Annotated in this window: 13 protein-coding genes; 5 read left to right on the forward strand and 8 right to left on the reverse strand. The window is 56.1% G+C overall.

What is annotated here, in order from left to right; translation table 11 throughout:
• Window positions 1–43: 43 nt before the first annotated feature.
• Window positions 44–1456 carry a mannose-1-phosphate guanylyltransferase/mannose-6-phosphate isomerase gene (locus tag ACZ5C3_RS21135; RefSeq protein WP_464044252.1) on the reverse strand — a complete coding sequence of 471 codons (1413 nt, stop codon included), beginning with the start codon at window positions 1454–1456 and terminating at the stop codon, window positions 44–46.
• A 22-nt stretch (window positions 1457–1478) separates the two neighbouring features.
• The gene (locus tag ACZ5C3_RS21140) at window positions 1479–2495 is read right to left on the reverse strand and encodes an NAD-dependent epimerase (RefSeq protein WP_464032746.1); all 1017 of its coding nucleotides are present in this window, start codon (window positions 2493–2495) and stop codon (window positions 1479–1481) included.
• A gap of 649 nt (window positions 2496–3144) precedes the next feature.
• On the opposite strand from ACZ5C3_RS21140, the gene ACZ5C3_RS21145 reads away from it, so the two are divergent.
• Window positions 3145–4116, forward strand: coding sequence for a lysylphosphatidylglycerol synthase transmembrane domain-containing protein (locus tag ACZ5C3_RS21145; protein ID WP_464032748.1), 972 nt, complete (start codon window positions 3145–3147; stop codon window positions 4114–4116).
• A gap of 39 nt (window positions 4117–4155) precedes the next feature.
• Here ACZ5C3_RS21145 and ACZ5C3_RS21150 read toward each other — a convergent pair whose 3' ends face one another.
• Entirely contained in the window at window positions 4156–5595 is a 1440-nt protein-coding gene (locus ACZ5C3_RS21150) for a glycosyltransferase (protein WP_464032749.1), read from the reverse strand.
• A 260-nt stretch (window positions 5596–5855) separates the two neighbouring features.
• Window positions 5856–6224, reverse strand: a complete 369-nt coding sequence (locus ACZ5C3_RS21155; protein ID WP_464032751.1) for a hypothetical protein — start codon at window positions 6222–6224, stop codon at window positions 5856–5858.
• A gap of 184 nt (window positions 6225–6408) precedes the next feature.
• On the opposite strand from ACZ5C3_RS21155, the gene ACZ5C3_RS21160 reads away from it, so the two are divergent.
• Window positions 6409–7413 (forward strand): MraY family glycosyltransferase, encoded by a 1005-nt coding sequence (locus tag ACZ5C3_RS21160; protein WP_464032752.1) that lies wholly within the window; start codon window positions 6409–6411, stop codon window positions 7411–7413.
• A 2-nt stretch (window positions 7414–7415) separates the two neighbouring features.
• On the opposite strand, the gene ACZ5C3_RS21165 is transcribed toward ACZ5C3_RS21160, so the two are convergent.
• The 4 genes from ACZ5C3_RS21165 to rfaD are packed head-to-tail and all read right to left on the reverse strand — an operon-like array spanning window position 7416 to window position 13113.
• Window positions 7416–9329 carry an SDR family NAD(P)-dependent oxidoreductase gene (locus ACZ5C3_RS21165; protein WP_464032754.1) on the reverse strand — a complete coding sequence of 638 codons (1914 nt, stop codon included), beginning with the start codon at window positions 9327–9329 and terminating at the stop codon, window positions 7416–7418.
• Window positions 9326–10636 (reverse strand): O-antigen ligase family protein, encoded by a 1311-nt coding sequence (locus ACZ5C3_RS21170; protein ID WP_464032755.1) that lies wholly within the window; start codon window positions 10634–10636, stop codon window positions 9326–9328. The genes ACZ5C3_RS21165 and ACZ5C3_RS21170 overlap by 4 nt, the downstream gene beginning before the upstream one ends.
• Window positions 10633–12105 carry a D-glycero-beta-D-manno-heptose-7-phosphate kinase gene (rfaE1, locus tag ACZ5C3_RS21175; RefSeq protein ID WP_464032757.1) on the reverse strand — a complete coding sequence of 491 codons (1473 nt, stop codon included), beginning with the start codon at window positions 12103–12105 and terminating at the stop codon, window positions 10633–10635. Before rfaE1 ends, ACZ5C3_RS21170 begins: the two co-directional genes overlap by 4 nt.
• A 27-nt stretch (window positions 12106–12132) precedes the next feature.
• The gene (gene rfaD / locus ACZ5C3_RS21180) at window positions 12133–13113 is read right to left on the reverse strand and encodes an ADP-glyceromanno-heptose 6-epimerase (RefSeq protein ID WP_464032758.1); all 981 of its coding nucleotides are present in this window, start codon (window positions 13111–13113) and stop codon (window positions 12133–12135) included.
• A gap of 344 nt (window positions 13114–13457) precedes the next feature.
• On the opposite strand from rfaD, the gene waaF reads away from it, so the two are divergent.
• The 3 genes from waaF to ACZ5C3_RS21195 all read left to right on the forward strand — a co-directional run bounded on the left by waaF (window position 13458) and on the right by ACZ5C3_RS21195 (window position 15731).
• A complete protein-coding gene (waaF, locus tag ACZ5C3_RS21185; protein WP_464032759.1) occupies window positions 13458–14537 on the forward strand; it encodes a lipopolysaccharide heptosyltransferase II in 1080 nt (359 codons plus the stop codon).
• A 67-nt stretch (window positions 14538–14604) separates the two neighbouring features.
• The gene (locus ACZ5C3_RS21190; RefSeq protein ID WP_464032761.1) at window positions 14605–15198 is read left to right on the forward strand and encodes a D-sedoheptulose 7-phosphate isomerase; all 594 of its coding nucleotides are present in this window, start codon (window positions 14605–14607) and stop codon (window positions 15196–15198) included.
• Window positions 15195–15731, forward strand: a complete 537-nt coding sequence (locus ACZ5C3_RS21195) for a D-glycero-alpha-D-manno-heptose-1,7-bisphosphate 7-phosphatase (protein WP_464044253.1) — start codon at window positions 15195–15197, stop codon at window positions 15729–15731. The genes ACZ5C3_RS21190 and ACZ5C3_RS21195 overlap by 4 nt, the downstream gene beginning before the upstream one ends.
• The last annotated feature ends 3 nt before the right edge of the window (window positions 15732–15734 follow it).

Raw genomic sequence — 15734 nt, forward strand, 5'->3', positions numbered from 1 at the left:
GTTACAACTAATTGGAAAGACTTACCTTTCGGCTGACCGGCGTTCAGGAGCGCCGGTAGTCGTCTTCGATGCGGATGATGTCATCCTCGCCGAGGTAGCTGCCGGTCTGGACCTCGATGAGCTCCAGCGGGATTTTGCCGGGGTTTTCCATCCGGTGAGTCGCGCCGATCGGGATGTAAATCGATTCGTTCTCGTGCACGATCTTCTGCAGTTCGTTGACTGTGACGAGCGCCGTACCGCGTACCACAATCCAGTGTTCCGACCGGTGATGATGCTTCTGCAACGATAGACGCCCGCCCGCTTTGACGATGATGCGCTTCACCTGATGGCGATCACCGATATCAAGCGATTGATACGAGCCCCACGGCCGATGCACCTTGATATGATCTTCAGTGACCTGAGGTGCCACGCTTCGCAGCTTGTTGACCAGCCGCTTCAACCCGTTGGGATCGCTCTGGCGCGAAACCAGGATTGCATCCTGGGTTGCCACCACAACGAGATCCTCAACGCCCTCAAGCGCGATCAACGCCTTGTCCGAAGACACGTTGCAATTGCGCGAATCCTCGAACACCGCAACACCTTGCGCGACATTGCCGTCAGCATCTTTGCCGGACAACTCCCACACCGCATGCCAGGAACCAACATCGGACCAGCCGCATGACACCGGGACCACCGCCGCCTGCTTGGTTTTTTCCATAACAGCGTAATCGATTGAGATCGATTTCGCTTTGCCGAACGAGTCCAACGGAAGCGTGACAAATCCAAGATCACGCCCAGCGCTGGTTACGGCTTCATTCAATGCTTCAACACTTTCCGCATCAACGCCGCGATATTCATCCAGCAGCATTTTTGCGCGGAACATGAAGTTACCGGAATTCCAAAGGTAGCCGTCCGATACATAACCGGTTGCCGTCTCGGCATCAGGCTTCTCGACAAATCTCGCAACGGCCTGAACATCTCCCGTGATCGCGTCGCCTGGACGGATGTAGCCATACTCAGTCGCGGCTCGCTCGGGCAGCACGCCGAAGGTGACGATGCGACCGTCCGCAGCGACGCGGCGCGCCTTTCTGCAGGCATCCACAAATGCATCGGTGTCACGGACCACATGATCGGCGGCCAGCGCCAATACAATCGCATCCGGATCGCGCATCAAGGCAAATGCCGCGCCTGCAGCGATCGCCGGGCCGGAATCCCGTCGCGCCGGTTCAAGCAGAACATCGGCTTCAAGTCCGATCTCGTTCAACTGCTCCAGCACCATGAAACGGTAGGCTGCATTGGTGATGACGATCGGCTTCTCAAACAACTCAGGGGTGCTGACACGCAGCATTGTTTCCTGAAAGGTTGAATGTGGACCAAACAAACGGAGAAACTGCTTCGGACGTCCTTCGCGCGACGCCGGCCACAGGCGCGTGCCAGCACCGCCACACATGATCAGGGGAATGATACGATCGCTCATGTATCCTCAAGCAGTTTGGATTTTACAGTTGATGATAGTCCCGATACCACGCAGCAAACTTGGCAATACCGTGTTCGATCGAGGTCGACGGACGAAAACCAACCTCGCGCATTAAATCATCAACGTCTGAATATGTTGCAGGCACATCGCCTGGCTGCATCGGCAGCATTTCCTTGATCGCGCTTCGTCCGAACTCCTTCTCAAGGATCGCAACCACCTTCATCAATTCTTCAGGCTTGTTGTTGCCGATGTTGAAAATTCGCCACGGCGCAGTGCTCGTTCCTGGATCCAGCGCTGAAGCATCCGTGGCTTCCTTCCCTTGCGGCACATGATCGATCAGGCGAACGATCGCCTCGGCGATGTCATCTATGTAGGTAAAATCCCGACGCATGTTGCCGTGATTGAACAACTTGATCGGCTTTCCTTCCACGATCGCCTTTGCAAAAAGATACATCGCCATGTCCGGACGCCCCCACGGCCCATAGACCGTAAAGAATCTCAGACCTGTGGACGGAAGCCGATAGAGATGGCTGTAGGCATGCGCCATCAATTCATTGGCTTTTTTTGAAGCTGCATAGAGACTGATCGGATGATCGACGTTGTCATGTACCGAAAACGGCAGCTTGGTGTTCGCTCCATAAACTGATGATGACGAAGCAAACAACAAGTGCCGACAATCATTATGCCGGCACCCCTCCAACACGTTCGTAAAACCTTCAAGATTGGCGTCGACGTAAGCGTGCGGGTGATCGATCGAATAACGGACGCCGGCTTGAGCTGCGAGATGAATGACAACGGGGAAACGATGTTTGGCAAATAGCGCCTTCATCTCGGCACGATCGGCGAGATCAAGCTTCACAAAATCGAAATTCGGATCGTTCTTGAGCAGACTTAGCCGAGCGTCCTTCAACTTTGGATCGTAATAGTCGTTGATGCTATCTAGTCCAACAACACTGCGACCAGCCTGCAGCAATCTCTGCGCAACATGAAAACCGATAAATCCCGCTGCACCAGTAACCAACACCGCCTTATCTGACATCTGTTCCACCATGAGACGATTCTAACCGGTTACGACTCGACGCATGGTGGTAGCGTCGCACGATCAAGATTCATCTTGACGTCAAGCACCAGTCCCTGCCCCTCAAACATCCCGCACGCGCAATTAACCAGCATCGACACGCTCTTCATTGCGCAACGATAACGATGACAGCATCACCGGGCTGCAATGTGTCGAAACCTGTCTACATCGCGCCATATTCATGCATCGTCACCATAGCTACCCGCCATTTAAACTTGGTTTGTACCTTCGATAATTTCGGCAACTCCGGCACTCATTGAACAAACTCTCATTGCAATGAGAACAACACCATGAAGCCAAATATCGAGGCGATCACCTCCAACAATCGCCGATCCTGCCAACAGGCACGAATAATTGCCCGGTGCAACTCGACAAAGAACAATTCAGCTCGCCTCTCTATGGCCTGCCCTCTCTTCGCCCCCAAGGCCGGCCCAGCCTCGTTGAATTTAAAAGACTATTTTAGTCACCACAGCGTGACTGTCGCAATCGGTGACAGCTTTGCTATTGCCAGACTAATTCTAAAGCCATACCAAGGCGCTGAAAATGGGCTGGTCCTGCGGCGTTCCGCGCCGACCGCCAGCTCCCCTTCCCCCAACGATCGCGGTCCGGAATGCGCGGATTTCTCCTTCTAGCCGCTCGGATACTAATCTCTGCGGCACTCCTCTATTTCGCGCTTCGCGGCATCAATTTCGCGGCCATACAATCCCGCCTGAGCCAGATCAGCATCGGATGGACGCTGCTTTCGGTCCTCGCAACAATCTTTCAGATTTTCCTGGGGGCACTGCGCTGGAAGGAAATCAGCGTCAAATGCGCTGCCCCGCTCGGGACAGGCCAAGCCTTCCGCTACAACATGATTGGCGCGTTCTTCAACCAAACGCTTCCCTCCAGCATCGGTGGGGACGCGATGCGGCTTTGGCTCGTCAAACACACCGGAGCCGGATGGCGGGCGGCGGCCTATTCGGTGCTGGTGGACCGTGCCATTGGATTAATCGCGCTAGCGATCATCGTGGTTGTAAGCCTTCCCTGGAGCTATCAGCTGATCCGCGATGACCACGGGCGCATCGCGCTGCTGCTGATCGATGTCGGAGCCATATCGGCAGGGCTGGGATTTCTGCTTCTCGGCCGCTTACCGTGGCCGTGGTTGAAAACATTCTGGCTCACGCATCACATCTACGCCTGTTCAGTTGTTGCGAACCAGGTCCTTTTCAACCGCCGTAGTGGCCCCAAAATAGCAGCTCTCTCACTGCTCATTCATGTCATGGCTGTCGTCATCGCATGGTGTGCGGTGCGATCCGTCGCAGCGTCGGCAGGCTTTGAACAGCTGTTTATGCTCATTCCTCCGATCATGCTGATCACCATGCTGCCGATTTCGATTGCCGGCTGGGGCGTTCGGGAAGCGACGATGATGGTCGCCTTCGGTTACGCCGGATTGGCTCAGGCCGACGGCACGGTCGTCTCGCTTCTGTTCGGAGCATCATCATTTATTGCCGGCGCGATCGGCGGTCTTGTCTGGATACTGAGCTCGGAGAAAACCAGCCAATCCGAGTCCGACCATGTGCCGGAAAGCCTATCTCAGATATGATTAAAGGATTGCCGGAGCAGTCGCCTCTCCGGCAACTTCCTAGATTGCCTTGATCTTAAAGAAGGCGAAGACGACCATTTTCAACAGCATCACGCCGTGGCGGAAGCGTGAGATCTGGGTTTCGCCGTAAGATCGCGCAGCATAACGGATCGGCAGATCGATCGTCTTCAGATTCAATTTTGATGCACCGAAGATCAAATCAAAATCTCCGAACGGATCAAAATCCCCGAAATAAGCCTTTCCATCACGCAGCCGATAATAGTCGGATCGCCGCATGACTTTGGTGCCGCACAGCGTGTCCGTATAACGTTGGTTCAGAAGCCACGAAAAGAGATACGAGAAAGTCTTGTTTGCGATCAGGTTCAGGAACCGCATCGCATCATCCTCGAGGGGATACACAAGACGCGATCCGTTGATGAACTCCCCTTTACCGGTCTTGATCGCCTCCCAGAATTTCGGCAACTGCTCCGGCGGCATCGTGAGATCCGCATCAAGGATCATCAACACGTCGCCGCGCGCCACATCATATGCGGTGAAAACAGCGTCGGCTTTCCCCTTGCCAGGCTGAACCATCGTTTTGATGTCTTTATTGGGATACGCGGCCTTCACACGCTCCATCTCTTCGAACGTGCCGTCCTTACTATGGCCCTCGATAAAGATGATTTCCATATCATCGCAAAATTCCGGGATGCGCTGAATGGCCGGCTCGATATTGCCGCGCTCGTTCCGCGCAGGAATGACAACGCTCACCGATTTCAGATCTTCTCCAGCGGCTGGCACAGACCGGCAAACCGAGTAGTGGCGCAGTGCGAAAAATCGGAAGCCAGGTAAAATACTGATGAACCTGTTGATGAACTTTCCGAGCCCGAATAAGGAAATCGGCATCAACACGCGCCGTTCAGATTTCACAAAATCAAAATCGGCAAGCTCAGCCAACGCCGCAACATCCTCTGGAGCGAGAACATTTTGCTCCGGCAGAGGCATGCGCTGGCCGGTCGTCTCAGCCAGCTTCAATATGGGTCGCCACAGATGGGAGAAATATCCGATCACAATACGCGTTTCACGCGTGCAGAGCGGATGCAGTTGATCGAAGAATTTTTGGATATCGTCAAGCGATCCAATCGTGTCCAGGACGAGAATGTAGTCGAACTTCGTATCGATCCCCGCGATCGTCGCAGGATCTTCGGCATCACCAACCTTGAACGTCAGATGAGGATGACGTTTGCTGGCCTCATCAATGAGCGACGGGCTGAAATCGATCCCCATTCCGAATGACGGCTCAAGCGCGGCCAGCGTATCACCGATGCCGCAACCAATCTCAAGAACACGGGCGTGTTTCGGGATCAAAAACCGCAAATAGGTTTCATCCTCGCGATGGAAGAAAGCCGCCTTGCGCCGCCACTCCGAGCGAGCAGCTGCGAATTTCTCCGAATGCGAGAGAATTTCCCGCTTTCGGGTCGAACTTGAAAATTGGGTCATTTGATTGCGTTTGATCAGAAAAACCGTGGGAAATTCGTGAAAACTCGCTTCGGGCGGCTTTATGCTCTGCCGGTCAGCATTTCACAAGTATCAGTATAGAGAGTGGCCGCCGATCGCAAATTTACTGTTCGGATTAACGATACCGAGGGCACCAATCGGTCCGTTCTGCGGTCTCGCCTGTAAAAAGCGAGAACACTGCGATCCGGGAACTTCACAGGTTCAGGATCTGTCGAGATGAATATTCGCTTCAAGCGTCGCCACTAAAAGGACGAAAATCTGCGCGTTTCGCATCTATCGTTAATGACGGCAGGTCGCCAATTGGCCACTTGCGCGCCCTTCAAGAAGAACGTGAAATAACGGACCTCACTGGAAAAACTGGCGCGCGAACACACAGTCCATTTCTCCGGGCCTGATTGCGCTTCATTTGGCCCGATCTCGGAAATTTCCGAAGCACCGGCCCCTTTCATCGACGCAGTGATCTTGTGAATCGCATCAAATATGGTCTGCTGCTGTTTCGAATCTGGAGCAGGATCTGCCTCCGCTGAATCCTGTACGTCAAAAAAGAAGGTGCACCCGCTCAAGAGCGACGCAGCAAGCAAGGTTAGAATGAGACGAAAGATACCCGACACCGCCGAACGACTCCCCAATGTAAGCGCCTTACTCGTGTAGCAGACCCGCTCGATAAGTATCCGTTTCGCTGAACACCTATCTGCGATTTCATAGAGCCGTTAAGAAGGTATCGCCCAAAGCGTTGCCACATATCGGAAGTCCAGCTAGATGTTCAAGACCATTTCAGCAGGCAATTTCGATTAGATGAGTTTTCCCCTCGCGATAGCGATTTTGGCCGCATCCTGTGCGACCTCAGTACTGCTAATTATTGTTCTGCGCCCTGCTCTCCAGCGCTATGCGCTGGCGCGGCCCAATGCTCGCTCGTCGCATATCACTCCGACTCCGCAGGGAGGAGGCATTGCTGTGATCGCAGCAACGCTTGTCGTTGTGATCATCTCTGGTCTTCTCATTGCAATAACATTCGATGCCGCGTTTCTCGGCCTGCTCGTCTCAACCGTCTGTCTCGCGACGGTCGGCGCCCTTGATGACCTGCGCCCGATGCCGGTATTACCGCGCTTTACACTCCAGGCCATAGCGGTGGCGTTGATCCTCGCGACACTTCCCGAGCAGCTTCACCTTATCAAGGCCATTCCTTTATGGGTTGAGCGGGCAATGCTCCTGCTCGGCGGCTTGTGGTTCGTCAATCTCGTTAACTTCATGGACGGCCTCGATTGGATGACAGTTGCCGAAATCGTGCCGATCACTGTGGCGTTAGGTGCACTTGGCTTTTATGAGCTGTTGCCAACTTCGCCGACACTGATCGCAATCGCGCTTGCCGGAGCCATGATCGGCTTCGCTTTCTTCAATCGACCGGTCGCCAAGCTCTTTCTCGGTGACGTCGGTAGTCTACCGATTGGGCTTTTGGTGGGATGGTGCCTCCTGCAGCTCGCCGGCAGCGGCCACCTCGTTGCAGCGGTTCTTCTCCCGCTTTACTATTTGGCCGATGCAACGATCACGTTGCTACGGCGCCTAACGAAAGGCGAGGCGGTTTTGGTCGCCCATCGCTCACATTTCTATCAACGCGCGACAGATAACGGCTTCAGCGTTCTGCAGGTGGTGACAAACGTATTTGTTCTCAACGTTATTCTTGCTGTGCTGGCGATACTCACACTGCTCATCGCATCGCCATATGTGGACGTCTTTGCGCTTGCAGCCGGCATAGGCTGTGTCGCTTTGGTGCTCAATCGCTTTTCACATCGCCGTGTCTAGCTTTATGCCGCGCCAGCTTTGAACTCTGGAATGGCGTCCTTGAGGACAGCGACAATCACATTGCGCTGCTCACCATGGACGGCCTTTTGAAGTGTGATCAACCACGTCTGCAGGGTATCGAGCGGAGGCTCGTTAGGACGAGCGGCCACGATCCCTTCGATACCAATATCCGCCGTCGGCTCTTCATGGGCAAACAAGATTTCGTTCATTCGTTCGCCAGGCCGGACGCCGGTAAATACGATCTCGATATCGTACCCCGGCTGCAAACCGGATAGCCTGATAATGCGCTCCGCGAGATCGACGATTTTTACAGGCTGCCCCATATTCAGCACGTAGACCGACACATCAGGCCGCACTGGAGCGAGAGCATGTGTGGCCGCCGTCACCACGAGATCACAGGCTTCACGAATAGTCATGAAGTAACGGACCATGTCTGGGTGCGTTACCGTCACCGGGCCGCCGGCTTCGATCTGCGCCTTGAACTTCGGCACAACAGATCCGTTTGAAGCAAGGACGTTGCCAAAACGAACCGAGATCAAGCGCATCGACGTCTTGCCATTCGCCTCGTTCATCAAATGCCGATCGAGTGCCTGACAGTACATTTCAGCAAAGCGCTTTGTCAGCCCGAGCATCGACACCGGCTCAATCGCCTTGTCGGTGGAAATCATCACCATTGCCTGGGCGCCCGCGGCTGCCGCAGCATCCGCAACGTTGACCGTGCCGAAGATATTGGTCTTAACCCCCTCGCCCCAATCACGCTCCAGAATCGGAACATGCTTAAGCGCAGCCGCGTGAAATACGATGTCCGGCTGAAACGCGCTCATCAAATGCATAATGCGCTCGCGATCGCGAATGTCTGCAATCCGGCCTTCAATCACAGCCGCAGGAAACTTGGCTGTCAGACTTTCGGTCACCGCATGGAGCGCGGGCTCGGCATTTTCGATAACCAGGAGACGCGATGCGCCGAAGGTCACCGCCCTATCGCAGATCTCCGATCCGATCGAACCGCCTCCTCCGGTGACGACCACTGATTTTCCGCGGACGAACTCTTCCAGACGCTGATAGTCGATCTTCACACTCGGCCGGAGTAACAAATCTTCAACTGCGACCGGAGCAAGTCGGGGCGCTTCGCCGCTGGCTTCAAGCGACGGCAGGCGGCTGACCACCAAGCCGAGCTTACGCGCCCGCATCAAGACTGATTCAGGCGAAGCATCTGCTTCAAATGCCGACGGCAACATGATGATGCGCTCGATCGGCTGCTGCCGACGCACGAAGTCTTCAACGATGTCGGCGAGATAATCCACCCCAGCCAATACCGGAACACCACGGATTGCCTGACCGCGATCAGCGCGCGATGGCGACAATATGCCAACGGGCCACATCCGCCTCACAGCGCCGCTTTCAATACTCCGCAACAACACTTCGGCATCCGCTGCGCGCCCGATCAGAATTGTCGGCGTGGCATCTTGCCTGCGTGCCTGATTGATTGTCCGTGTGTACCGAAAATAACGATAGGCAACCCGCGTGCTGCCGAGAGCGAATATTTGTAAAAACCAGTAGATGATGATCGTGGTCTTACCGAAGAAGAATGTCCCGTAAACATTCGGGGCAATGAAAATGTAATCGAGCACCAGCAGCGACAGCGCCAGAACAGTCGATACCTTTACGATATTGAAAAGATCGGGAAGCGAGATGAAGCGCCACTTCGTGACGGTCAGTTTGAAGATATAGCAAACGACGATACTCAGCAGAATGAAGTATGGCAAAATGCGCCATAGGAGCGGCAAACGCTCCAGAAGCCCATGGCCCTCAAAGCGAAGGTAGAAGCTGACGAGAACAGCAGATACCGTCGCCAACGCATCATGCGTCGCGATCAGAGCGTTCCGCCATGTCAGGTTCGCGAAAGGTCTAATCATACTTGCGTCTGCCTCTCAGCAGCAGAACCCGATATTTTTCTCGGACCATCAGCAATTGAAGCACTGCGAATGCGAGACAGCATGCCGCCGGCTACGCCGACCGCCAGCACATAGATCCACCCTTCTCCGAAGTCGAAAAGATGAGAGTTGAAGAGAGAGCCCACGAAGTTCTCAATCACCGCTGCCAGACCGATCCAGGAAACCAATCCGGGTGTCAAAAACATCTTCAAGTGCGCAAGCCACATTGCATAAAGCACGATGCAACCAAGCAGCCCCCACTGAACGGCAACGTTCAGGGTTTGGTTGTGAGGATTTCCAATAATTTCCGCTGAGACTGCCGTTTTCCCGATAGCGTCTTTTTCGAACAACGTTTTCGTCGAGCCCGTACCGTTGCCGATCAAGGGCGCATTTTGGATGAACTTGATCGACTTGCGCCAATATTCGAGGCGCAGCCCCGTCGATGTCGACGCGTTCTGGTCGTGGTATTCTTCGTATTCGACCGCTACGCCAGCCGTACGCATGCGCAGATAGGGAGACGACGCCCAAAACACCGCTCCAGCGGCAACTGCGACAGCGAGGATGATCAACACGCCCCGGCGGTTAAAATGCAACAGCGCAAAGACCAGAAGCAGAAACGGAACGCAGACCCATACCGTTCTTGAACTGACGACGAACGCCATGTTGCAAAGGAATCCAATGCTCACCACGATCAATGCCACCGCGTATCGCTTCAAATTCGCGCGCCATAGATAGACGGCAGCACCGAAGCCTCCGAAGGCGCACAGCGCGAATTCCTGGCCCTGCACGATATAGTTTTTCACGGGAACGCCGGGAGAGCGCGCCGGATCGAAGGCCATACGCGGATCGAAAAACATCATCCATGAAGCTAACATCACCAGGGTGCATGACCCCAGAAATGCAACGATCACCAAAAAACCGCGTTTCGAAGTTTCGAAGTGATAGATCAGCAACGGAATCGCCAACAACTTGGCCACCGGATTGATGCCGTGCAGCCGTGCCGCCCATGGGACATCCGCAGCCCAAAGCGTTCCGACAACGGCCAACGCGAACAATGCAAGCGGCAACACCGACGCCGGCCGCTTTAGCGATTGAAACAAGCGATCTACATCCAACGTCGGGAGCAGCGCCAAAAACCAGAGAACAGCGAAGATCGCCACCAGTGACGTGGACCACGGCAGCGATGCTGCCAGAAGTATGATGAAAGTGTCCGACGCCGTGGTCCATGCCGCCGAACCACGCCAAAGCGACGGCGTCGTCGCGATATCGCTAGATGTATTCGCGGTCATGCCCTGTTCTCTCGTGCGCGCTTTACCAGCGATGTCGTACTGTGACCCGGCAGGATATCGACCAGCACAACTTCTCCGCCATTTGCAGCGACGATTTCGTGGCCGATCACCTGCTCGCGGGTATAATCGCCACCTTTCACCAGGACGCTCGGCTTGATCCGGGTGATGAGTTCCAGCGGCGTATCCTGTTCGAAGATCACAACGAAATCGACGGCTTCCAGCGCAGCAAGCACTTCAGCACGCGCACGCTCATCCTGTACCGGCCGTTCGGGTCCCTTGAGACGACGGACAGATGAATCGCTGTTGAGGCCGACAATCAGGCGGTCGCAGGCCGCGCGGGCTTGGGTCACAACTCGAACGTGACCGGGGTGCAGAATGTCGAAACATCCGTTGGTAAAGCCAACTCTCAGCCCTTCCCTGCGCCATTCAGCCAGGTGCGCGTCCAGATCAGTCACGCTCGATGCAATTTTTTCCTCCGCGGCCAGCGATGCATGCGGCAAAATCTTGCGCCGCAACTCCGCCAGTGAGACTGTCGCTGTTCCCGGCTTGCTCACCGCCACTGCGGCAGCGGATGTTGCACAGCGTAGCGCGGTTTCCCAATCCGCTTTTGTCGCCAACGTAACCGCGAGCGTCGCGACAACGGTGTCACCCGCACCAGACACGTCACGGACCTTTGCGGGTTGCGCGGGAACGTGAATCAAGCTGCCATCGCGATGCGCGAGTGTCATGCCGTGCTCGCTCTGCGTGACCAGCACCGCCTCGGCATCGGCCGTGCGCAGCGCCTCAATTGAAGCCTCGGCAATATCGTTATCAGACTGAATTCGTCGTCGTGTCGCCTCTGCGAATTCCTTACGGTTCGGCGTCAGCAGCGTTGCACCACGATAAATCGCAAAGTTCGCGCTCTTCGGATCGACGATCACCTGCTTCCCAAGCTTACGGGCCGCGTCGATAACGTTGCGTATCACACGAGCTGTGAGAACGCCTTTGGCGTAGTCGGACAACAGGACGATATCCACGCGCGGAAGAACCGCAACAACAGCATCGATAAGCTTCTTCTCGACGTCTTCGGATGCAGGGGCAGCCAACTCCCAATCGGCGCGAAGCATGTGGGTTGAAAAATGCTCCGATACGAACCGCACCTTCCGCGTCGTGGGCCGGGTCGGATCCATGACCAAAGCCAGTTCGATGCGCTTTTCCTTTGCGAGTTCTGCCTTGAGCACACTGCCCGCAACGTCGTCGCCGATCAGACCAACAAAAATGCACTGCGCGCCAAGCGAGGCGATATTGCGCGCGACGTTCCCTGCGCCGCCAACGTTGATTTCACTCCGCTGAGCCGCGATAACCGGCGCCGGTGCTTCGGGTGAAATACGAGAGACCTCACCGTAAACAAATTCATCCAGCATGAGGTCGCCGATGCACAGCACCGTCTGGCGGCCAATCGCTTGCGACAGCGCGTCAAAATCAAACATGAGAACGCCTGTGTCCTTTATGCACGGTCAGCGGTAGCGGTCGGTTTGGTCGAGAAAGCCTCTGACATAACTGCCAACGGCATCCTCGAGCGTGGTGAAACCGCCATTGTAGCCTGCACGGCGAAGGTGATCGACCTCGGCTTCCGTGAAGTATTGATAACTGCCGCGAATCTGTTCCGGCATGTCGATGTATTCGATATTCGGCTTGGTGCCGAGCGCACTGTACGCCGCGAGGATCAAGTCCCGGAAACTGCGCGCATGGCCGGTGCCGACGTTAAAGATGCCATTCACGGAGCGCGTCGCCAACAACCACATGATGACGCGGACAACGTCATCAACGTGGATGAAATCGCGCCGCTGGTCGCCATCTGCGATTCCTTCACGATGCGATTTGAAGAGCTGCACGACACGCCCTGATTTGACGTCGTCAAACCGGCGCGCCAGCACGCTCATCATCGTGCCTTTGTGATATTCATTCGGACCAAACACATTGAAGAACTTAAGACCAGCCCATTGTGGCGGCAGTTTTACGCCCTGCGCAACACGCTCGGCGACCGCCATGTCGAACAGATGCTTGCTCCATCCGTAGAGATTCATCGGCCGCAGCTTCCTGAGCGCCTCCAGTGAAGCATCGTCGCGAAAACCTTGATCGCCGTCGCCATAAGTCGCAGCCGACGAGGCATAAATGAACGGCGTCCCGTTAGCCGTGCACCAGTCCAGCAGGCGCATCGACAGCCGGAAATTTGTCTCGATAACAAGATCGCCATCAGTCGCTGTGGTTTCGGAGATGGCGCCAAGATGAATGATCGCATCCAGCTTGCGGCCACCCAGCCACTGCATCAGTTCAGCAGGAGGAACCACATCGGCCAGCTGCCGCTTGGCCAGGTTGCGCCATTTCCCGTCAGTCCCCAAAAAGTCGCAAACAGCCACGTCCGCGCGGCCCGCATCATTGAGCGCGGCAACAACGTTCGATCCGATAAACCCGGCTCCGCCGGTCACCAATAGCATGATGAATCCCGCCCATTTAATGCGAGTGTGGTGGTTCAGAAGTTCGCTTAATTTCTCCGGTGTGCTTCAAGCGAACTTCTGAACCTAAACCACACTCAAATCATGAACTTGCTAGTGTCCTTCGAATCCAAAGTTCGCTACGGAGCGTGCCGCACGATGAGGCGAACTTTGAATTCGGGGACACTAGCCACCTTTGACTCACTCCAGCCCGGCAGGCAACTCAACTCGCCTCCAGCAGTGTGAACAGTTTCCGGTCCGGTAAAAAGCCGACTGGACGGCACGCAAACGACGCGCTAACCGGCTGATGGCGCAGGACTCCTGCTTTCTGTAGGCCAATCTAATAAATGAATAACGATTCATTATTAAACGAGTTGGGGCTATCCCCCGATCCTTCGCAGACCAGCCCGGTCCTGATCATTCCATACATGTGGATTGGTGACTTTGTCCGCGGCCACACCGTGGTCCGGGTGCTTAAGGAGCGCTGGCCCAATCGACCTGTGGATCTTCTGACCACCAGCCTCTGCGCGCCACTGGTAGACTACATGCCCGGCGTTCGCAGGGGAATCGTCTTGGACCTGCCTCGCGGCCGATTGGCGTTGGCCAAGCAATGGGCCCTGGCGAAGCAGTTCCGGGAGGCCCGCTACGGCACGGCCTTGGTGATGCCTCGAACCTGGAAGTCGGCCATTGCACCAGCGCTCGCTGCGATCCCGCAGCGGACCGGATTTGTTGGCGAGGTCAGGTTCGGGCTGATTAACGATTGGCGCTGGGGCGAGAGAGCCATGCCGCGCTTCATCGACAAGAACGCAGCCCTTGCTCTTCCGGCGAATGTGCCGCTGCCGAAGAAGGAATGGCCGGTCCCGCAGCTCGTGGTTCCGGCGACGGAAGTCGCCGCGTGGCGGACCGCAAACGGACTGGGAGACAGCGCTGCCATCGCCCTTGCCCCTGGCTCGGTCGGTGCCTCGAAACGCTGGACCTATTACGCCGACGCAGCGCGCATGTTCGCCGAACGTGGGCTCAACGTCTGGGTGGTCGGAGGACCGGGTGAAAAAGCCATCGCGGCCGATATCGTCCGTGCGGGGGGCCCACTCGTCCGTGATCTGACCGGGACCGACCTGCGCAACGGCATTATGGCGATGGCCGCAGCCAAGGTGGCGATCTCAAATGATTCAGGATTGATGCATATCGCCGCCGCCATCGGCACGCCGACCATGGGCATTTTCGGCCCAACCAGTCCCTATCATTGGATGCCGCTGAACGGCCTTGCAGCCACCGTCAAACGGCCGACCGATCTGCCGTGTCAGCCGTGCCATCGCCCGATCTGTACAGCCAACGACCATCACTGCATGCGTGATATCCCGGCATCGGAGGTCGTCAATATCGCGCAAGATGTCATGGCGGCGGCGGCAGCCAACGCCCCGGCGTGATATCCGGTCCTTGCGCGAGCGCGGTCTGCTGACTACCAATGTGCAACTTCAACGAACATGGTGACATGTGACTCAGGATCGGATCGCGGCGCATTTTCAAAGCTCGTTTGCCGGCCTGTCCGCTGCCGTGCAGAGCAGTGAACTGCTCGCCACAACGCACGCTATCGCCAACATCACCACCGATGCACTACGTGCCGGGAATAAGGTACTCCTGATTGGCAATGGCGGCAGCGCAGCCGACGCCCAGCATATCGCTGCTGAAATCGTCGGCCGCTACAAGCAGGAACGTCCCGGCTGGGCTGCGATTGCGCTCACCACGGATACGTCGGCACTAACTGCCATCGCCAACGATTACGGTTTTGAGCAAATCTTCGCGCGGCAGGTACAAGCCCTCGGCAAACCCAGCGACGTGCTGTTCGCACTGACCACATCCGGCCGCTCGCCCAACATTCTCGCCGCCCTGCGTATTGCGCGCGATATCGGCATTACCACCGTCGGATTTACGGGCATGAAGGGAGAGAGCATGCGCGCCGCATGCGATCATCTTCTGGTCGCGCCGAGCGAAGACACGCCCGTCGTCCAGCAGATCCACATGATGGTCATGCACGCGATCTGCGATGATGTCGAACAGGCACTGCTTCACGGAACGCAGAAGGCATGAGCGGCCATTCTGCTTCGTCGCAACTAAAGCCCGCAGCTTTTCTCGACCGCGATGGCGTTATTAATCACGACGACGCATATATCGGCACCCGCGACAGAATCCGGTGGATACCAGGAGTCGCCAGTGCGATCCGAAAGCTGAACGACGCCGGCTATCTTGTCTTTCTCTTCACCAACCAGTCTGGCGTTGCGCGTGGCCTTTTCACCGAAGACGATGTTCGCACCCTGCACGACTGGATGCGCAGCGAACTCGCCCGCGACGGCGCGCGTATCGACGACGTTCGCTATTGCCCCTACCACCCTGATGGAACGGTGCAGGGTTACGACAACGAATCCGATTGGCGTAAACCGCAGCCGGGGATGATCCTCGATCTCATGAAGCACTGGCCGGTCGACAAAAACCACAGCTTCGTGATCGGAGACAATGCGCGTGATCTCGATGCCGGCGCAGCCGTCGGCATCAAAGGATTCCTGTTTTCCGGCGGAAATCTCGCGGATTTCGTCGATACAGTTCTCGCGCAGCACCGAATCTGATCG

Source organism: Afipia dichlorophenoxyacetatis (assembly GCF_055386385.1).